Source organism: Ferrovibrio terrae, assembly GCF_943371255.1.
In the GTDB taxonomy this organism is placed as follows: Bacteria; Pseudomonadota; Alphaproteobacteria; order Ferrovibrionales; family Ferrovibrionaceae; genus Ferrovibrio; species Ferrovibrio terrae_B.
Genome location: NZ_CALRUC010000006.1, coordinates 20,205 through 38,432, shown reverse-complemented (window position 1 = coordinate 38,432; position 18,228 = coordinate 20,205). Strand labels below are relative to the sequence as shown.

17 protein-coding genes are annotated in these 18,228 nt (G+C 64.3%); 7 read left to right on the top strand and 10 right to left on the bottom strand.

Annotated features, from left to right (window positions below; all coding sequences use genetic code 11):
* Positions 1-576 (bottom strand): PAS domain-containing protein, encoded by a 576-nt coding sequence (locus AAG799_RS02640; protein ID WP_341894242.1) that lies wholly within the window; start codon positions 574-576, stop codon positions 1-3.
* A 137-nt stretch (positions 577-713) separates the two neighbouring features.
* A complete protein-coding gene (locus AAG799_RS02635) occupies positions 714-1,244 on the bottom strand; it encodes a sigma-70 family RNA polymerase sigma factor (protein WP_341894241.1) in 531 nt (176 codons plus the stop codon).
* A gap of 180 nt (positions 1,245-1,424) precedes the next feature.
* Here AAG799_RS02635 and AAG799_RS02630 point away from each other — a divergent pair, with 180 nt between their 5' ends.
* From AAG799_RS02630 to AAG799_RS02620, 3 genes are read left to right on the top strand one after another with little or no spacing between them, the layout of a single operon-like run.
* Positions 1,425-2,036, top strand: coding sequence for an invasion associated locus B family protein (locus tag AAG799_RS02630; protein ID WP_341894240.1), 612 nt, complete (start codon positions 1,425-1,427; stop codon positions 2,034-2,036).
* 2 nt (positions 2,037-2,038) lie between these two features.
* Positions 2,039-3,232 carry a 23S rRNA (adenine(2503)-C(2))-methyltransferase RlmN gene (rlmN, locus tag AAG799_RS02625; RefSeq protein WP_341894239.1) on the top strand — a complete coding sequence of 398 codons (1,194 nt, stop codon included), beginning with the start codon at positions 2,039-2,041 and terminating at the stop codon, positions 3,230-3,232.
* A gap of 3 nt (positions 3,233-3,235) precedes the next feature.
* Positions 3,236-3,730 (top strand): hypothetical protein, encoded by a 495-nt coding sequence (locus tag AAG799_RS02620; RefSeq protein ID WP_341894238.1) that lies wholly within the window; start codon positions 3,236-3,238, stop codon positions 3,728-3,730.
* Between the two features lie 4 nt (positions 3,731-3,734).
* Here AAG799_RS02620 and AAG799_RS02615 read toward each other — a convergent pair whose 3' ends face one another.
* From AAG799_RS02615 to AAG799_RS02595, 5 genes are all read right to left on the bottom strand, one after another.
* Positions 3,735-5,906, bottom strand: a complete 2,172-nt coding sequence (locus AAG799_RS02615) for a methyl-accepting chemotaxis protein (protein ID WP_341894237.1) — start codon at positions 5,904-5,906, stop codon at positions 3,735-3,737.
* 193 nt (positions 5,907-6,099) lie between these two features.
* Positions 6,100-6,549, bottom strand: coding sequence for a cyanase (gene cynS, locus AAG799_RS02610; protein WP_341894236.1), 450 nt, complete (start codon positions 6,547-6,549; stop codon positions 6,100-6,102).
* Between the two features lie 40 nt (positions 6,550-6,589).
* A complete protein-coding gene (locus tag AAG799_RS02605; protein WP_341894235.1) occupies positions 6,590-7,441 on the bottom strand; it encodes an ABC transporter ATP-binding protein in 852 nt (283 codons plus the stop codon).
* Between the two features lie 4 nt (positions 7,442-7,445).
* A complete protein-coding gene (gene ntrB, locus AAG799_RS02600) occupies positions 7,446-8,285 on the bottom strand; it encodes a nitrate ABC transporter permease (protein ID WP_341894234.1) in 840 nt (279 codons plus the stop codon).
* 24 nt (positions 8,286-8,309) lie between these two features.
* Positions 8,310-9,701, bottom strand: coding sequence for a CmpA/NrtA family ABC transporter substrate-binding protein (locus AAG799_RS02595; protein WP_341894233.1), 1,392 nt, complete (start codon positions 9,699-9,701; stop codon positions 8,310-8,312).
* Positions 9,702-9,889: 188 nt separating this feature from the next.
* On the opposite strand from AAG799_RS02595, the gene AAG799_RS02590 reads away from it, so the two are divergent.
* From AAG799_RS02590 to AAG799_RS02580, 3 genes are all read left to right on the top strand, one after another.
* Complete coding sequence (locus tag AAG799_RS02590; RefSeq protein WP_341894232.1) at positions 9,890-11,818, top strand: sigma 54-interacting transcriptional regulator; 1,929 nt, start codon at positions 9,890-9,892, stop codon at positions 11,816-11,818.
* 127 nt (positions 11,819-11,945) lie between these two features.
* Positions 11,946-12,191, top strand: coding sequence for an AbrB/MazE/SpoVT family DNA-binding domain-containing protein (locus tag AAG799_RS02585; protein WP_341894231.1), 246 nt, complete (start codon positions 11,946-11,948; stop codon positions 12,189-12,191).
* Positions 12,192-12,371: 180 nt separating this feature from the next.
* Positions 12,372-13,181, top strand: coding sequence for a MipA/OmpV family protein (locus AAG799_RS02580; RefSeq protein ID WP_341894230.1), 810 nt, complete (start codon positions 12,372-12,374; stop codon positions 13,179-13,181).
* A 13-nt stretch (positions 13,182-13,194) separates the two neighbouring features.
* Here AAG799_RS02580 and AAG799_RS02575 read toward each other — a convergent pair whose 3' ends face one another.
* Positions 13,195-14,391 carry a M20 aminoacylase family protein gene (locus AAG799_RS02575; RefSeq protein ID WP_341894229.1) on the bottom strand — a complete coding sequence of 399 codons (1,197 nt, stop codon included), beginning with the start codon at positions 14,389-14,391 and terminating at the stop codon, positions 13,195-13,197.
* Positions 14,392-14,540: 149 nt separating this feature from the next.
* On the opposite strand from AAG799_RS02575, the gene AAG799_RS02570 reads away from it, so the two are divergent.
* A complete protein-coding gene (locus AAG799_RS02570) occupies positions 14,541-15,824 on the top strand; it encodes an MFS transporter (RefSeq protein WP_341894228.1) in 1,284 nt (427 codons plus the stop codon).
* A gap of 61 nt (positions 15,825-15,885) precedes the next feature.
* Here AAG799_RS02570 and AAG799_RS02565 read toward each other — a convergent pair whose 3' ends face one another.
* The gene (locus AAG799_RS02565; protein WP_341894227.1) at positions 15,886-16,716 is read right to left on the bottom strand and encodes a DUF4886 domain-containing protein; all 831 of its coding nucleotides are present in this window, start codon (positions 16,714-16,716) and stop codon (positions 15,886-15,888) included.
* Between the two features lie 99 nt (positions 16,717-16,815).
* Positions 16,816-18,192: an MATE family efflux transporter gene (locus AAG799_RS02560; protein ID WP_341894226.1), complete on the bottom strand. Its 1,377-nt coding sequence runs from the start codon at positions 18,190-18,192 to the stop codon at positions 16,816-16,818.
* Between the last annotated feature and the right edge of the window lie 36 nt (positions 18,193-18,228).

Sequence of the window (18,228 nt, the reverse complement as noted above, 5' to 3'; positions counted from 1 at the left end):
TTACGGCGAATCGAGCAGGCCGCGCAGCGTGGCCTGCAGCACGCCTTTTTCCAACGCTTCGACCGCGATCTGGCGCTGCTTGGACGGCGGCGGCTGATGGCCGTCCCAGTTTTCAGCCGTGCTCCAGCTGATCGTGCTGAGCACGAAGCCGACCCGCTCGCTGCCGGCTTCCGCTGCCACCGGCAGCAGCAGGCGACGCACCCGCCCACTGCCCTCTTCCATGAAGCGGCGCGTGTTGTCGACATACAGTGGCTGCGCCTGCGCAATCACGCTGCCGTAGATCTGTTCGACATACTGGCGGTATTCGGTGTCGGCATACAGCTCGCGGCTGGTCTTGCCAGTGGCATCCCGCCCGAAGCGCTGTACCAGTTCGGTGCCGACCAGGCGGAAGCGGATTTCACCGTCGCGGCCGGTCGGCTCCAGCAGCGCCAGATGCGGCAACAGGCGCCGTGGCATGTCGAGCGGATCGATGGCCGCACGCGGGGGCAGAGGATAACCACCCCGCTTGGCCGACCAGTAGGCAGCCAGGTTGAGCAGGATACGGTCGTCGGCGAAAGGAAGTGGAAAACCTGACACGGAACACGAAATCTCAAAGCCGACGGAACGAATCGGACCACGGTAACATGATCCGAATGTCAGATAATTTTCATTCCGATTCAATGACTTACAACTGTGCGATGAATGGTTTCAGTCTAAAATATCGCGCAGGGGTGCTATTGCGGATTATCGCCATCCTCGAGCAGAAGTTTCAGCCTGGCCAGGGCGAGGCGGATACGCGATTTCACCGTGCCCAGCGGCAGCTGTTCTTTTTCTGCGATGTCGCGATGCGAGAGTTCGGAAAAGAAGGCGAGCTGCAGCAGATGAAGCTGCTCGGCCGGCAGACGGCCCAGGGCCGCGCGCAGGCGGGTTTCATCGCGGACCACATCCAGGCCTGCGTCCGGCTGTGGCGGCGCATCCGGCACCAGGGCTGGGTCGTGCGGGTCGAATTCCGGCCGTTTTTCGCGCCGCAGCCGGTCGATCCGTTTGTTGCGCGCAATGGTGAACAGCCAGGTCGCCACCGAAGCCTGCACGGGATCAAAGCTGTTCGCGCGACGCCAGGCCGTGATCAGGCTTTCCTGGGCCAGTTCCTCCGCCACATCCTCCGGCGTGCCCAGCCGCATCAGATAGGCCTTCAGCCGCGGCGCGAAATGGTCGTAGAGCGCGGCGAAGGCAGCACGATCGCCAGCCTCCGCCACGGCTTGCATCAAGCCGGCCTGGCGCCCCCTATCCATAAGTCCATGGTGCTGAATGCCCGCCGATAAGGCAAGGGTAACAAAGGTTTATGCAACAATCCGTGATCGCGGCCACAGGACTCCGCCCGGCCGCCATGATGTCGCCATGAAATCGGGTGGAAATCACGCATCGCCACAGCTATGTTCGCCGCCATGATCGACAAAAAGGCCCACCGACCGGCAGTTTCGCTGCCCGCCTCGCTCCTTCTGTTGCCTGCGCTCGGGCTTGCCCTTGCTGTCGGCATCGGCGCGTCCGATGCCATGGCGCAGGCGAAGAAAGCCGAACCGAAAGCCGCCGCGGCAGCCAAGCCGGAAACCAAGCGCATCGGCAGCTTCAGTGGCTGGGATGCCTATGAGCATACCGACAAGGGCGCCAAGCTCTGCTACCTGCATGCCCTGCCGCAGAAGAAAGAGCCGGCCAGCGCCAAGCGCGGCGAGATCTATATCCTGGTGACGCACAAGCCGAAGGAAAAGATCCGCAACGAGGTCAGCATCTATTTCGGCTATGGCCTGAAGGACAGCATTCCGGCCCAGGCCGTGATCGGGCCGACCACGGTGGAAATGTTCACCCATCAGGAAGCCGCCTGGGCTGCCGATGCCAGTGTCGACCAGAAGCTGGTGGATGCCCTGCGCAAGGGCAAGACGCTGGTGGTGAAGGGCGAGTCACAGCGCGGCACCAAGACCACCGACACCTATGATCTGGGCGGCTTCGGCCCGGCCCTGCAGGCGATCGACAAGGCCTGCGGCATGCCGGCGACCTCGTGACCATGTCTGCCGCCCTCCACCCCGATATCGGGGTGCGCGACCGCGCGCCGCAGCCGGGCTCCGGCCGCACCGAACTGCTCGGCCTGACGCGGGCTGAAATTGCCGCTGCCCTGGTGGCCGCCGGCGAGGCCGAAAAATCGGCCAAGATGCGCGCCGGCCAGCTGTGGCACTGGATCTACTATCGCGGCAGCCGCGACTTTGCCGAGATGACCACGCTGTCGAAAGAACTGCGCGAACGGCTGTCGACCCGGTTCAGCGTCGGCCGTCCCGTGGCCAGCAAAGACCTGAAAAGCACCGATGGCACACGGAAGTGGCTGCTGAAATTTGCCGATGGCGAAGAAGCCGAATGCGTGCATATCCCCGAGGATGACCGCGGGGCGCTCTGCGTCTCCAGCCAGGTCGGCTGCACGCTGACCTGCCGCTTCTGCCATACCGGCACGATGAAGCTGGTGCGCAACCTGGATGCCGCCGAGATCGTCGGCCAGGTGATGCTGGCCCGCGACCATCTGGATGAATGGCCCTCGCCGCCGGACGGCCGCATGCTGTCCAACATCGTGATGATGGGCATGGGCGAGCCGCTGTATAATTTCGACAGCGTCGCCAAGGCCCTGAAGATCGTGATGGACAACGAGGGCATCGCCATCTCCAAGCGTCGTATCACGCTCTCCACTGCGGGCGTGGTGCCGATGATCCCGCGTTGCGGCGCCGAGCTGGGTGTGAATCTCGCGATCAGCCTGCATGCCGTGCGCGACGACATCCGCGACGTGATCGTGCCGATCAACAAGAAATACCCGATCAAGGAGCTGATGGCTGCCTGCGCCGCCTATCCGGGCCTGAGCAATGCGCGCCGCATCACCTTTGAATATGTGATGCTGAAAGGCATCAACGACAGCCCGGCCGATGCCAAGGAACTGGTGCGCCTGCTGAAGGGTGTGCCGGCCAAGGTCAACCTGATCCCGTTCAATCCCTGGCCGGGCGCGCCGTATGAATGCTCCAGCAACGAAGCGATCCGCAAATTCAGCGATATCGTGTTCAATGCCGGCTATTCCTCGCCGGTGCGCACGCCGCGCGGCCGCGACATCATGGCCGCCTGCGGCCAGCTGAAATCCGCCAGCGTCAAACGCAGCAAGGCCGATATCCTGCGCGAGCAGGCCGCCAAGGATGCGGCTGCCGCCAACGCCGTCCTGCCGGTCTGATCCATGCCCGCGATGCCGCGCCGCGCCATCCTGCCTGCCGCCGGCCTCGCGGTTTCACTGGTTGTCGCGCTGCCGGCCATGGCTCAGCAGTTGCTCGGCCCCAACCTGGCACTGCCGCCTTCGGCCGCCTTCGCAGCCCCGGTTGCGCCGCTGAATACGCCACACCGCGTGGTCGCTGATGATCGCTTCGCTTTCAACGCGACGGAAAACTGGCTGATCCCGCATTATTTCGAGCAGGTGCGCGAAAAGCAGAAGCGTGCCGCCCGCAGCAAGAAATATGAACGCAACCTGCCCGAAGGCATCCGCGCCAATCCGGCGAAGGGCGATCTGCTGCCACTGACACTGCTGGCGCGACTCGATCGTCTGCCAGGACCGCTGCAACGCGAACTGCCGCCCAACCGGCCCGATACCGAGCGCATCGTGGTTGGCAAGAATGTGCTGATGGTGCGCCGTTCGACCGGCGAAGTGCTCGATATCCTGCCCAATATCCTGCACTAGGCGCTTAACGCCGGAAGAACCCGACCAGATCTGCCAGTTCGGTGGACTGATGCGCCAGCGCCTGGGCCGAGGCGGTGGTTTCTTCCACCAGCGCCGCATTCCGCTGTGTCGTTTCATCCATCTGCGCCATCGCCGTGCTGACCTGCTCCAGTCCGGTGGCCTGCTCGCGGCTGGCGGCGGCGATCTCGGCAATGATATCCGACACGCTGCGGATCGCGGCATTCACCTCGCCCAGTGCGCCGCCCGCCTGTTCCACCAGGGCCGCGCCGCTGCGCACATGGCCGTTCGAGGTTTCGATCAGGCTTTTGATCTCCTTTGCCGCATTGGCCGAACGTTGCGCCAGCGCCCGCACCTCATGGGCCACCACGGCAAACCCCTTGCCCGCCTCGCCGGCGCGCGCCGCCTCGACCGAGGCATTCAACGCCAGCAGGTTGGTCTGGAAGGCGATCTCGTTCATCACCGCGATGATGTCGCCGATCTTGCCCGCGCTCGCCTCGATTTTCTGCATGGCTGTGATCACGCCCTGCACCACCTCGCCGCTCGCCGCCGCCTTGTCGCGCGCGGTGTGGCTTAAGCCATCGGCCCGGGTGGCATGATCGGCATTCTGCTTCACCGTGCTGGTGATCTGCTGCATGGTCGCTGCCGTCTCTTCCAGCGCCGCGGCCTGGCTTTCGCTGCGCTGGGCAAGGTCGAGGCTGCCTGACGAGATTTCCGCCGATGCGCTTTTCACCGCCACCGCACTCTCGGCCAGGCGGCCCGAGAAATCGCCCAGCAGCCGGGCCATGGCATTGGTGCTGTCTTTCAACTGGCCGAACAGGCCGGCATAGTCGCCCTGCACCTGCCGCGTCAGATCGCCGGTGCCCAGCGCCGCCGTCACCAGCGCCATCTCGTCCATCATGCGCTGCAGGATTTCGGCAAAGCGGTTGAGCTGTCGGCTGAGATCGAGGAAGAAACCACTCTTGCCCTCCTGCGACAGCCGGCTGCCGAGATCGCCCGCCAGCAGGCGATTGACCAGATCGGTGACTTCGGCGGCCGAAACGCGTTCGCGTGATTCGGCTTCGGCGCGCCTGAGCTGTTCGCCATCGCGCACCACCTGGCGATCACGCGAAGCTTTACGCCGCGCCGACATGCCGCGCTGCCAGTCACGCCAGGCCTGCTGCAACTGCCGCAGCCGGGCACCACCGCCCGCCAGCACGCCGAAGGTGGCAATCACCGGCAGGCCGAGCGCCAGGCAGAAGCCGAACACACCAGCCAGGCGATCCGGTTTTTGTGCCAGCAGGGCATCGACGGTAGCGCGAAGATCTTCCGCCACGCGATCGCGCACGCGCACGATCTGGTCGATGCGCTGGGTGGTGACCTGGAACCAGTGCGGCGCGGCAATCCCCGACGATGACCCATGCGCGAAGCTGTTATAGATCTGCGTACGCAGGGCGGCGACTTCGGTAAAAGCCGGACCGGCGCAGACGTCATCGAAGGCGGCAATCTGCTCCTTGCCAGCATGAGACTTGAAAACGGTGAAGTCCGCCTCCTGCAGGAAGCCGAGACTCATCAGTCGCTGGAAAATTGCGAGTTCGAATTTGCCGGCTGCCAGTGCGCCCGAGCCGGTGGCGCGTTCCTGTGCCGATTTCTCCAGGCCTTCCAACAGCGCCAGATAAGCATCCAGCCCGCGTGCGATTTTCATATTCTGCAGCATGTAACCCAGGCTCTGCACGGTCTGCAGTGCCAGGCGGATCGGCCCGGTCCAGTTGGCAAAGGATTGCGGCACGGCGAAATCCAGGCGGTCGATGGCGGCGCGGGCCTCGCGCGCGGTATCGAGTGTTTTGCTCAGCTCGGCGCCGGCCGTCATCAGCGGCTGCAGGATTGCAAAGTTCTGACAATCCTCCAATGCGGTGCGCAGCGCGATGACTTTCTGGTCGAGGCTGGTGCGTGCAGCATTCATCTGCTCGCGGAATTCCTTGCCGCGGCTGCCGAGAAACAGCGCGCTGGAGCCGCGTTCGCGCTGCAGGTCGTGGCACAGCGCGCCGGCGGCAATCGCATAGGCGATGGCCTTGGCCGCGGCCGGCGCCTCGGCGGCCAGCTGGCGCGCCTCATACATCTGGGTGGCGGCATAACCGATGAAACCGAGCACGGAAAGGCTGCGCGACCTGTTGCGGCCGTCTCTTGAACCATCGGTCATCGACTCACCCCTATCGCGTTTTGCGATGCTGCAATCCTGTGATTGCTGACTGAAATCAAAGCATGATCCGTGCCAAGAACACGTTTGCGGGGATGGCGCGACAGCTTCTACGCGGTCCGCGTGCAGCGCCGGCCATGAAAAAGCGGGATGCCGATACGGCACCCCGCTTTGCCTCGCGCCAGTACGGCGACGATCAGTAGCGTTTGTATTCGAGATACTTGCCGGTCATCACGATCTTGACGCGGTCGCCCTTGGGATCGGGCAGACGTTCCATCGTCATGTTGAAATCGATCGCCGACATGATGCCGTCGCCGAACTCTTCGTGGATCAGTTCCTTCCAGGTGGTGCCATAGACCTGCACCAGCTCGTAGAAGCGATAGACGGTCGGATCGGTCGGCGGACCCGGCGGCAGCGAACCGCGATAGGGAATCTCGCAGAGCAGCTTCTCTTCCATCTTGCCCAGGCCCAGCAGCTTGGCAGCCTTGGCGGCCTGCGCCGGCTCCAGCTTCATCTGGCCGAGCAGGGCGGCGGTGATCAGGATATGCGACTCTTTCGGGTCGATCTTCTTGGCGATCGCCTTCCAGGTCAGGCCTTTCAGGCGTTTCGCATCGCAGATCTTTTCGGTAACGGCTTCGCGCTTCACGGGGTCATCTCCTCTTTTCTGGCCTGTGCTTTCTGGTTGGTTATTCCGCCGCCGCGCCGATGCCGGTGGCACGCACCTGTGGCGGGCGTTTGGCATCCCAGCCGGCCGGCGGGACGAAGTTCTTCGACCGCCGCACCAGGAAATCGAGCAGGTGATTGCGCATCGGGTAATAATCGGCGAGCTGGTGCAGGGTTTCGCGCGTGCGCGTCCTGGGCAGGGTGTTGACCAGGATTTCAGCGATCCGTGCGCCCGGGCCGTTGGTCATCAGCACGATGCGGTCGGCCAGCAGGATGGCTTCGTCCACATCGTGGGTGATCATGAACACGGTGAGATTGGTGGTGGCGCGGATGCGCAGCACCTCGTCCTGTAATGTTCCACGCGTCAGGGCATCGAGTGCCGAGAACGGCTCGTCCATCAGCAGGGTCTTGGGCTCGATGCTGAGCGCACGCGCGATGCCGACGCGCTGCTTCATGCCGCCCGACAGTTGCGCGGGCTTCTTGTCCTCGGCGCCGGTCAGGTTGACCATGGCAATGTATTTGCGCGCATGTTCGGCGGCCTGGAACCTGCTCCATTTCGGCCAGCGCGACTGCACGGCAAACATCACGTTATCCAGCACGGTCATCCACGGCATCAGGGCATGACCCTGGAAGACGACCGCACGGTCCAGGCTGGGGCCTTCGATGGCGGTGCCGTCGAAGATGATGCCGCCTTCGGTGGCATGATCCAGCCCGGCCATGATGTTGAGCACGGTGGTCTTGCCGCAGCCGGAATGGCCAATCACGCAGACGAACTCGCCCTTGTCCATGCCGAACCACAGATCCTCGAACACCGCCTTGTCGGTGCCGGGGAACTGGCGCTTGAGCGCCTCGACGGAAATGAAATGCTGGCTCATGCGACTACTCGGTGAAGGTGACGAGACGCGTGAGGAAGCCGAGCAGCTGGTCGAGCAGCATGCCGATCACGCCGATGAACAGGATCGCGTTGATCACATTGGCGATGGAGAGGTTGTTCCACTCGTTCCACACGAAGTAGCCGATGCCGGTGCCGCCAACCAGCATCTCGGCCGCCACGATCACCAGCCAGGCGATCGAGATCGAGATGCGCATGCCGGTGAGGATGGTAGGAGCAGCAGCGGGCAGGATGACGCGGAAGATTTTTCTGAAGGTGCCGACTTCCAGGGTGCGGGCCACATTGAGCCATTCGCGTCGCACATTGGCCACCGCGAAGGCGGTGTTGGTCAGCATCGGCCAGACCGAACAGATGAAGATGACGAAAATCGACGAGATCGCGCTGTCCTTGATGGTGTAGAGCGCCAGCGGCATCCAGGCCAATGGAGAGACAGGCCGCATGACTTGAATAAACGGATCGAGCGCCTGACGGAACAGCGGCGACAGACCGATCAGGAAACCGAGCGGCACGGCGACGATCACCGCCAGGCCAAAGCCGAGCGCGACTCGGCCGATGGAATAGGCGAGCTGGATGCCGATGCCCTGGTCGTTCGGCCCCTTCACATAGAAGGGATCGGCGAGATGGCCGCCGAGGATTTTTGCCACATCCAGCGGCCCCGGCATGGCCGATTTGCCCTGCGTCGCCGTCAGGCCCATCAGCTTGGCATATTCCGGGTCCATCGCCTGCGTCTGGCCAACGCCCGAGGTGGCGATATGCCAGGCCGCAAGCAGGGTGACCAGCAGGGCCACCGAGACCACGGCAGCACGCAGGCGGAACGACATCTTCATCGACTGGACTCCGAAGCGCCGGCTTTAGACGCGCTTGATCTTGAACGAGTTGATGTATTCGGTCGGCTTGGACGGATCGAACGGCTTGCCCATCACCGAGAAGGTCTTGTACGGGCTGCTCGGGGGGGTGAGGCCGACATCCTGCATCAGCTTCTGGGTGTCGGTGGCGAGGAAGACCTGCTCGGCGATCTTCTGGTAATCGACATCGCCCTTGATCTGGCCCCAGCGCTTCATCTGTGTGAGGATCCAGATGCCGAAGCTCTGCCAGGGGAAGGGCGCGAAATCGATACGATCCGGCACGCGCTTGATGTTGCCCAGACCATCGGCGTAAGTCCCGGTCAGCACCTGCTCGACCACCGTCACCGGCTGGTTCAGATAGGCGGCCGGCGCGATGGCTTCGGCGATCTGCTTACGGTTTTCCGCCTTGGTGGCATAGGCGGTGGCTTCGATGATCGCGCGCAGCAGGGCGCGATAGGTGTTGGGATTGGTGGTGACGAATTCCTGGCTGGCGGCGAAGGCGCAGCAGGGATGGCCGTCCCAGATTTCCTTGGTCAGCAGATGGATAAAGCCGACGCCGTCATAGACCGCGCGCTGGTTGACCGGATCGGGCGCCAGGAAGCCGTCGATATTGTCGGCGCGCAGGTTGGCCACCATCTCCGGCGGCGGCACCGAACGGATCTGCACATCGGCATCCGGGTCGATACCGTGTTCGGCCAGGTAATAGCGCAGCAGGTAGTTGTGCATCGAATAGTCGAAGGGCACCGCGAGCTTGAAGCCCTTCCACTGCTTCGGATCGCGCTTGTCCTTGTGCTTCATCGCCAGCGTGATCGCCTGGCCGTTGATGTTTTCCACCGCCGGCATGGTGTAGGGGATCGGGTTCGAACCAGTGCCGGTGGTGATCGCCAGCGGCATCGGCGACAGCATATGGGCGGCGTCGTACTCCTTGTTGATGGTCTTGTCGCGGATCACTGCCCAGCCGGCGGTCTTGATCACATCGACATTGAGGCCATGCTTGGAATAGAAGCCCATCGGATGCGCCATGATGATCGGCGTGGCGCAGGTGATGGCGATGAAGCCGACCTTGAGATCCTTCTTCTCCAGCGGGCCCTTGTCCTGCGCGAAAACCTCGCGCGCGGTGGCCAGCGGGAAGAACTGCTCGATGGCGGCCAGCAGGGTGCCGGCACCGATGGTGTGCAGCACGCGGCGACGGGTCATGTCATCGGGGATCAGGGCGCGCACCACGGCCTGGTCGACCGCGTTGGTCAGGCGCTTTTCGGAATCGGCGGCGGTCTGCAGCTGCTGGTCGCGCTGCAGCAGCGCCAGCTCGGCATTGTGATCGGCGAGGGATTTATGGGCGCCGCAGGGGCAGGCGGACAGATCGGCTGCGGAATCGAACGGATTCTTGAACAACGACATCGTCGGTATCTCCCCTGAATGGCTGCCTGCCTTGAGAGGGAGCAAGGAGTATGCCAGCGCTGTCAGGGGCGACGGTGGCAGCGCGGCGCTCAGTAAATCCGGCATAAATCCGAAAAGATGCCTCGAAATCCATATTACGATATTTCGTAGTATACGAGACTTCGTAGTATGAATTACAATTCTTCGTAATGAGCATTCCTGACACTGCACCCGTCGCCCCCGAGGCCATCGACCCCGTTTTCGAGGGCGCACCGCAGGCCATGCTGGTGATCGACCCGGCCCAGGACCGCGTGCTGGATGCCAATCCGGCCGCCTGCCGGTTGTTCGGCTATGACCGCGCCGCGCTCTGCGCCGCCCGCGTCACCGACCTGCACCCGGACCAGCGCCCGGCCCTGATCGTGTTCAGCCAGGCCGTGATGCTGAAAGGCCGCTACTGGACGCGCGCCTTAAGTCCGCGCCACGCCACCGGCCGCGAACTGAAAGTGGAATATGTCGGCGCGCCGTTTGGCAACGACGGCCGCCTGCTGCTCACCGCCACCGACCTGGATGAACTGCGCCGTCGCAATGTCGATTCCGAAGCGGACTTCTATGTGCGCGGCGGCATCGCCGAATGGCAGCGCGTCGAGCGTTTCTTCCGCGACATCGAACGCGAGAACCAGCTGATCCTCTCGGCCGCCGGCGAAGGCATCTATGGCGTGAATGCCGAGGGCAAGACCACCTTCGTCAATCCGGCTGCCGAACGCATGCTGGGCTGGAGCGCCGATGAACTGGTCGGCCAGGATATCCATTCCATGGTGCATCACAGCCATGCCGATGGCTCGCATTATCCCGGCCATGACTGCCCGATCTATGGCGCCTTCCGCGACGGCCAAATCCATACCGTGGCCAACGAGGTGTTCTGGCGCAAGGACGGCACGGCCTTCTGGGTCGAATACACTTCGACACCGATCCGCGACCGGGGCGCCGTGGTCGGCGCCGTCGTGGTCTTCCGCGATGTCAGCCTGAAACGCGAGGCCGATGAAAAACTGCATGCGGCATTGGAGGAAGTGGAATCGCTGCGCCAGAAACTGGAACTGGAAAACGCGTACTTGCAGGAGGAAATCCGCGCCGAGAGCAATCACCGCGGCATCATCGGCACCTCCGCTGCGATCCAGAGCGTATTGCGCCAGGTCGAGCTCGTCGCCCCCACCGATGCCACCGTGCTGGTGACGGGCGAAAGCGGTACCGGCAAGGAGCTGATCGCGCGCGCCATCCATGAGGCCAGCAAGCGCCTCGACCGCCCGCTGATCCGCGTCAACTGCGCCGCCATCCCGCGCGAGCTGTTCGAGAGCGAATTCTTCGGCCATGTGAAGGGTGCCTTCACCGGTGCGCTGCGTGATCGCATCGGTCGCTTCGAGCTGGCCGATGGCGGCACGCTGTTCCTCGATGAAGTGGGCGAGATTCCGCTCGAGCTGCAGGGCAAGCTGCTACGCGTGCTGCAGGAAGGCCAGTTCGAGCGCGTCGGCGAGGAACGCACCCGCAATGTCGATGTGCGCGTGATTGCCGCCACCAACCGCGATCTGAAAACCGAAGTGCGTCGCGGCCGCTTCCGCGAGGATCTGTATTTCCGCCTCAACGTCGTGCCGATCGAGTCCGTGCCGCTGCGCGAGCGCCGCGCCGACCTGCCGCTGCTGGCGGCGCATTTCCTGCGCGGTGCCAGCCGCAAGCTGAAAACCGATGGCCTGCGCCTGAGTGAAGGCGACATGCGGCGACTGTCGACCTATGACTGGCCGGGCAATGTGCGCGAACTGGAAAACATGATCGAGCGCGCCGCGATCCTGGCGCGCGACGGCCGTCTGCGGATCGAACTGCCGGACGCCGCCGGGCCGCCGGCGAAACCTGCGCCGCCAGCCCAGGACATCACAGCCCCGGCATTGCTGACCGATGCCGACCGGCGCAGCCGCGACCGCGCCAATATCCTGGCTGCCCTGCACAGCTGTGGCGGCCGGGTTTTCGGCCCGAACGGCGCCGCCGCCCTGCTGGGGGTGAAGCCGACCACGCTGGCCTCGCGCATCAAGGTGCTGGGCATCAGCAAATCCGCCGCAGACTCCGCCATTGCCGAAACGGCAGGCAATTAGCCTGCTTTCCGGGCATCGATCCGCGCACGGCCGAGCTGGCACTCCCGGCCTCTTGTCTGCCAGCGGGTTTCGGCGCTTCACTGGCCGCCTTCCCGGACGCACTCCCCGTTCATTTTGCGAGGCGATCATGGCGACCCATCTGAAACTGGACAAAAAAGGCAGGCTCGACCTGCCGCAGGACATGCGCGATGCCCATCACTGGCGCGCCGGCACCGAATTCACTGTCGAGGACCGGCCCGAGGGCCTGCTGCTGCGGCCCCTCAGCGACCCGGCGAAAACCCTGAAACGCCAGTCTGCCGCCCATGCCGGCAGCGGCTGCGACCGCATGCTGGCCTCGGCCATGCGCGACCGCTACGCCAAACTGGGCCACTAAGTCCTTCTACTACGTGGAATATTGTGTTTGGCCCCGCCGTGACCGCAGTCACGGCGGCGATGGCGCATTGCTGCCAAGATACAGCCGCAATTGATCGCCATGACTATCCCCTGGATATCAGTGCCGGTCCCGGTCGTTTGTCTCCGTTGGCCGTTTGTGTTCAAAGGTCTGCCCGCCGCCATGCGCCGTTTTCTGCTCTCTGCCGCCCTGTTCGCCTGCACTGCCGTTCTGGCGGTGTCGGCGGCGCATGCGCAGACGGCTGCGACGAAACCGGCCGAGACAAAGCCGGCCGAGCAGCCCCTGCGGCTCACCATCGGCGGCGGCGCCATCTATGCGCCGAGCTATCTCGGCTCCGACGATTATGACATCGATCCGCTTCCGCTGTTCGATCTGCGCTATGCCGACCGCGTTTTCCTCTCCACCCGCGACGGCCTCGGCGCCAACCTGATGGACACGGGCTCGAACTGGAAAGCCGGCCCGGTGGTGAAATACCGCATGGGCCGCGACCAGGATGATGACCGCGCGCTGCGTGGCATGGGCGATATCGATGCGGCCGGTGAAGCCGGTGGCTACGTGCATTACGACCTGCGGCCCTTCACCATCGGCACCGAGATCCGTCAGGGCTTTGGCGGCCACGATGCCGTGATCGGCGATGCCTTCGTCAACTGGAGCACCAAGCTGAGCGACAGCCTGATGCTGACGGTCGGCCCGAAGGTGACCGTGGCGAGCAAGGACTTCACGCAGACCTATTTCGGCATCACGCCCGGCCAGGCCACGCGCAGCGGTTATCGTGCCTACAATCCCGACGGCGCCTTCATGAGCTACGGCCTCGGTGCGTCCTTGCGCTACAGGCTGACCGAACAGCTGTCGCTGGGCGGTTTTGCCGGCATCGACCGCATTGCCGGCGATGCCGCCGACAGCCCGCTGGTGGATCAGGCCGGCTCGCCGACGCAAGGCCGGCTTGGCGTGACACTCGGCTTCGGCTGGTAAGTGACGCGGCGCCTTACGCGGCGTCGCCCAGTTCCACCCCCACCAGATTCACCCAGTAGGCGGCGCCGGTCAGAATGATCTGATCGTTGAAGTCGTAATGCGGCGTGTGCACCGAATGGCAGGAGCCATCCGCGATGCTGCCGCCATTACCGATCAGGATATAGGCGCCGGGCTTCTTCTCCAGCATGAAGGCGAAATCCTCCGCACCGGTCAGCGGTTCGACATCGCCATCGGTGCGTGCTGCCCCCACGGTGAGGGCGGCCGCCTTCAGCGCCAGCTGGGTCTGCTCGGCCGCGTTGCGCAGCGGCGGATAGCGGCGCAGGTAATCATACTCCACCGTGCAGTTATGCGCCGCTGCCAGGCCGCGCGCGATCTCGCCCAGTCGGCGATCCAGCAGATCGCGGTCATCAGGCGTATAGCTGCGCGCCGTACCGCGCACGATGACTTCGGATGGAATCACATTGGCCGCGCCATACTGGCCGGCGGCCAGATGGCCGATGCTGACCACAGCGGCATGCTGCGGATTCACATTGCGGCCGATGATGCTCTGCGTCGCGGTGACAAAGGCCGCCGCCGGCTGCGTCGGGTCGGTGCCGAAATAGGGCATCGCGCCATGGCCGCCGGTGCCGCGGAACACGGCGGTCCAGGTATCCGAGGCTGCCATCATCGGGCCGGGCCGGATGGCGAAATCGCCGGTCTTGAGGCCGGGCATGTTGTGCATGCCATAGACCGCATCGCAGGGAAATTTCTCGAACAGGCCATCCTCGATCATCACCCGCGCGCCGCCCTCGCCCTCTTCGGCGGGCTGGAAGATGAAATGCAGCGTGCCGGCAAAATCGGGATCATGCGCCAGATGCTTGGCCGCACCCAGCAGCATGGTGGTGTGGCCGTCATGGCCGCAGGCATGCATCTTGCCCTGATGCACCGAGGTGTAATCGAAGGTGTTCTTTTCCTGCATGTTCAGCGCGTCCATGTCGGCGCGCAGCGCGATGGTGCGCTGACCCGGGCGCTTGCCCTTCAGCGTACCCACCACGCCGGTCTTGCCCAGGCCGCGATGGATCGGGATGCCCCATTCGGTCAGCTTGGCCGCCACCACATCGGCGGTGCGGTTTTCCTCGAAGGCGGTTTCGGGATGCTGGTGGATGTCGTGGCGGATCGCGGTCAGTTCGCCGCGATACTTTTCCATATCCTTCAGGATATCCTTGCTCATGCGAGCCTCTTTTGTGTCAGGGGTTTGTGCTACCTCAGCATTCCGGCGCCAGGCTGGCAAGATGTAGGGGTACATTTCCCCCTCTGGACTTGTGCAAATCCGCCCCTATCATCGCCGGCACCCGAGACAAGAACGAACAGAGCCCCGTCATGGCCACCGACACCGCCTCGCCTGCTGCTTCCCGCCATTCTTTCCATCATCCCTCGCTCAGCCAGTGGCAGAGCATCTCGATCCTCGCCGGCGCCGCCATCATGCTGTCGCTCGCCATGGGCATGCGGCAGAGCCTGGGGCTGTTCATGCAGCCGGTGACCAAGGACATCGGCATTTCGGCGGCCGACTTTGCATTTGCCCTGGCCATCCAGAATATCGTCTGGGGCGTGTCGCAGCCCTTTGCCGGCGCGCTGGTCGATAAATTCGGCACCCGCTTCATCGCCTTCTTCGGTGGCCTGCTCTATGCCGGCGCGCTGATCCTCACCGCCTATGCCTCGGCCGCCTGGATGGTAACGCTGGGCTCCGGCCTGATGATCGGCGTGGCGCTGGCCTGCACCACATCGGGCATCGCCGCCAAGATCGCCGCGAAAGTGGTGCGGCCCGAACGGCGCAGCCTGGCCTTCGGTCTGGTCTCTGCCGCCGGCTCGATCGGCACCTTCTTCTGCGCACCGCTGGCGCAGAGCGTGATCCAGACGAGCGGCTGGCAGATGGCGATGTTTGCCTTCGTGGCGCTGGCTGCCGCGATGCTGCCCGCCGCGCTGATGGGCGGCAAGGCGGACAAGGTTCCCCTGGATGCCATGCCCGGCGCCGCCGAAACCATGCGCAGCACCCTGGCCGAAGCGCGCCGCCATGGCGGCTATATCGTGATGGCCGCGGCCTTCTTCGTCTGCGGCCTGCAGCTGGTGTTCCTCACCACGCATCTGCCCACCTTCCTGGCCGATTGCGGCGCCGACCCGATGCTGGGCGCGCAGGCACTGGCGGTGATCGGTGCCTTCAACGTGTTCGGCAGCTGGCTGTTCGGCTGGCTCGGCGACCGCTATCACAAGCCAATGCTGCTCGGCCTGATCTACCTGATCCGCTCGGCTGCCATCGCGGTCTATTTCATGACACCGGTGAGCCAGTTCAGCACGCTGGTCTTTGCCGCCGTCATGGGCACGCTGTGGCTTGGTGTGATCCCGCTGGTCAACGGCCTGGTGGCGCAGATCTTCGGCATCCGTTATCTCGCCACGCTGACCGGCATCGCTTTCTTCAGCCACCAGGTCGGCAGCTTCCTCGGCGCCTGGGCCGGCGGCGTGATCTATGATTCGCTCGGCTCCTACACGCTGGCCTGGCAGCTGGCCGCCGGCATCGGTGCCGCCGCCGGCGTGATGCAGCTGTTCATGAACACGCGGCCGACCGAGCGCGTGCTGGCCGCGCAGCGCGCAGCGGTCGCGGCAGAGTAAGCAGCCCTAAAAACAAACGGCGGCGGAGTCACCTCCGCCGCCGCCAATACCTCAGACGCTGTCAGCGCGCCAGATACTGCTGCACGGTGTCCTGCGCCACCTTCTGCAGATGCGCCGCTGTATCGGCGCCCAGCCCGGCATCGTATTTCAGCCCGACCGGCGACTTGCCGAACAGCGTGGCATAGGTGGTCGCTGCGGCAAGATAGGTACCCGCCAGGCTCGGATGCCGCTTGTCGGCGACATAGAGATTCAGATCGGGCTTCAGCTTGATCGAATTCGCAAAGGCCAGACCGGCCGGAATCACCAGCGCGTTGTTGGCATTGGCCGCCACCGTATAGGCCTCGGCCAGCTGCTGCGTCATCTCCGGCTTGTCCTGATAGGCCCAGGACATGAAGAACACCGGCTTGCCGCCGTTCTTGCGCACGGTGTCGCTGTGCTTCTTGGTATATTCGGTGAAGCTCTTGCTTAGGGTCGGATGCACCGGGCACTGGCTGCAATCCATCATCACGGCGACTTCGAACAACTTGTCGGTCGGCGGATTGAACACCACTTCATTGTCGCCGACGAAGGAATACTTGCCGATGCCGGCCGGCCGGAAATACGAACCGACATCATGCCAGTCGAGGCCCGAGCCGCTGATCGTCACCGACGACGCGCGGTGTTTGAAATCGCGCATACCCTCGCGCAGCATGAGCGCGATATGCCCGTGCATGCTGTTGTTGTAGTAGAAGAAGCTGTTGCCGATATAGATCACCGATGCAGGCGGCGTGCCGCCCAGGTCTTTCACCGTCGGGCGACTCTGTGCCCAGCCGGCTGTCGTGGTGACCGACAGCAGCAAGGCCGTCGCGATACCCAGCTTCGCGAGTCCGGGTATGATGTGCCGCAGGGACATGGATATTTCCTCCAGTTGTTTTTTGTATCTCGGGCGGCATCAGACTAATGCGCCCGGCAAGCGGAGGCAAATCCACGTCCTGCGGGTATTATCGCGCCGCTAGCGCCGGGTGCGCAGCCGTCCCAGCGTCAGCACGGTGGTGACGCAGGCACCGGTGACCAGGCCGATCCACAGGCCGGTGACGCCCAGCGCCTGGATTTCGCACAGATAAACGCCCACAGGCGCGCCGATGCCCCAGTATGCAAAGAGCATGTAGATCATCGGGGTCCGGGTATCCTTGCGCCCGCGCAGCAGACCTGAAGCGGCCAGACCGGGATAGGCGGCAAACTCCAGCAGGCCGAGCAGCAGCAGCAGGCCGACCGCGACCTGGATCGCCGCGATACCCGCCGCGCTGGTATCGAAGAACCATGTTGCCAGCGGCTGCGCGCCAAAACCCAGCAGCAGGCAAGTGGCCGTACCGCCAGCGAAAGACAGGATCAGGCTGCTGGTGACGACGGCCCGGGCCGCGTGCGCATCGCCCAGGCTGTCGGCACGCGCCATGCGCACCATGGCCGCCTGCAGCATGGCGGCCGAACCGGCATAGACAATCCCCGCCATCCGCAGGGTTAAGGTATGCGCAGCCACATCGGCCGCCCCCAGCGTCGCGGCATAGAGCGTCACCGCGAGGAAGATGCCGGTTTCGGTGGCCGTGGTGATCCCGATGGGAATGCCGACCCGGAGTACGGCCAATAGGCCGCGCCAGTCGATGGCTGTCGCCGTCGATGCGGCCGGAGCAGCGCGGCGCGCGGTGACAACCAGCGCCGCAAGGCTGGCCAGCGTGACCAGCAGCGTGGCGATGCCGGCACCGGTGGGGCCGAAGGCGGGAATCGGGCCGGCACCCATCATCAGCACATAGTTCCCAGCCGCATTCAGCGGCAGCATCGCCAGCGTGACTTTGAGAAAGACCTTCGGCTTCTCCGCTGCCGTGAGGATCGTGCGGTAGAGCATGACGCCCAGCATCGGCAGCAGGGTGAGCGCCATGGCGCGCGTGTAACCCTGACCCAGCGCGAGCAATGCGGGATCGAGACCAAAAAGCTGCAGCCAGGCGGGCGCGAACCACACCGCCGGAACCGCCAGCGCGGCCAGCAGGGCCACCATGATCCAGCCGATCCGTTCGAGCCGCTGGCGCTCGGCGGCGTCCGCACGCGCGGCCGCCGCGGCATAAAAGGGCGCGATGCCGCCGAGCGTGCCGGCACAGAGATAGAAGAGGATCGAGTAGAGATCGCTGCCGACCGCCACCGCCGCCAGCGCATCGGTGCCGAACAGCATCGACACCATCAGCGTGTCGGTCACGCTCATACCCATGTTGACCAGCGCGATCAGCATGATCGGCGTCGCCAGCCGCAGCAGCGCGCCGCCCTCGCTGACGCGCAGGCGCCAGACGGCATTGCCTGCTTGCCCGAATCCGGGCGCAAGATCGGTGTGTGCCATCGACATCGCAATAATCCTCTCTGGCCGCCATCCGGCGGCACT

What these genes read in the sequence shown, in the direction of transcription:
- AAG799_RS02585 (WP_341894231.1), top strand. Translation starts at nt 11,946, where the DNA reads ATGGCGACCCATCTGAAACTGGACAAAAAAGGCAGGCTCGACCTGCCG.
- ntrB (WP_341894234.1), bottom strand. Translation starts at nt 8,285, where the DNA reads ATGAAGATGTCGTTCCGCCTGCGTGCTGCCGTGGTCTCGGTGGCCCTG.
- AAG799_RS02565 (WP_341894227.1), bottom strand. Translation starts at nt 16,716, where the DNA reads ATGTCCCTGCGGCACATCATACCCGGACTCGCGAAGCTGGGTATCGCG.
- AAG799_RS02620 (WP_341894238.1), top strand. Translation starts at nt 3,236, where the DNA reads ATGCCCGCGATGCCGCGCCGCGCCATCCTGCCTGCCGCCGGCCTCGCG.
- AAG799_RS02630 (WP_341894240.1), top strand. Translation starts at nt 1,425, where the DNA reads ATGATCGACAAAAAGGCCCACCGACCGGCAGTTTCGCTGCCCGCCTCG.
- AAG799_RS02595 (WP_341894233.1), bottom strand. Translation starts at nt 9,701, where the DNA reads ATGTCGTTGTTCAAGAATCCGTTCGATTCCGCAGCCGATCTGTCCGCC.
- rlmN (WP_341894239.1), top strand. Translation starts at nt 2,039, where the DNA reads ATGTCTGCCGCCCTCCACCCCGATATCGGGGTGCGCGACCGCGCGCCG.
- AAG799_RS02575 (WP_341894229.1), bottom strand. Translation starts at nt 14,391, where the DNA reads ATGAGCAAGGATATCCTGAAGGATATGGAAAAGTATCGCGGCGAACTG.
- AAG799_RS02635 (WP_341894241.1), bottom strand. Translation starts at nt 1,244, where the DNA reads ATGCAAGCCGTGGCGGAGGCTGGCGATCGTGCTGCCTTCGCCGCGCTC.
- AAG799_RS02570 (WP_341894228.1), top strand. Translation starts at nt 14,541, where the DNA reads ATGGCCACCGACACCGCCTCGCCTGCTGCTTCCCGCCATTCTTTCCAT.
- AAG799_RS02580 (WP_341894230.1), top strand. Translation starts at nt 12,372, where the DNA reads ATGCGCCGTTTTCTGCTCTCTGCCGCCCTGTTCGCCTGCACTGCCGTT.
- AAG799_RS02560 (WP_341894226.1), bottom strand. Translation starts at nt 18,192, where the DNA reads ATGTCGATGGCACACACCGATCTTGCGCCCGGATTCGGGCAAGCAGGC.
- AAG799_RS02590 (WP_341894232.1), top strand. Translation starts at nt 9,890, where the DNA reads ATGAGCATTCCTGACACTGCACCCGTCGCCCCCGAGGCCATCGACCCC.
- AAG799_RS02615 (WP_341894237.1), bottom strand. Translation starts at nt 5,906, where the DNA reads ATGACCGATGGTTCAAGAGACGGCCGCAACAGGTCGCGCAGCCTTTCC.
- AAG799_RS02605 (WP_341894235.1), bottom strand. Translation starts at nt 7,441, where the DNA reads ATGAGCCAGCATTTCATTTCCGTCGAGGCGCTCAAGCGCCAGTTCCCC.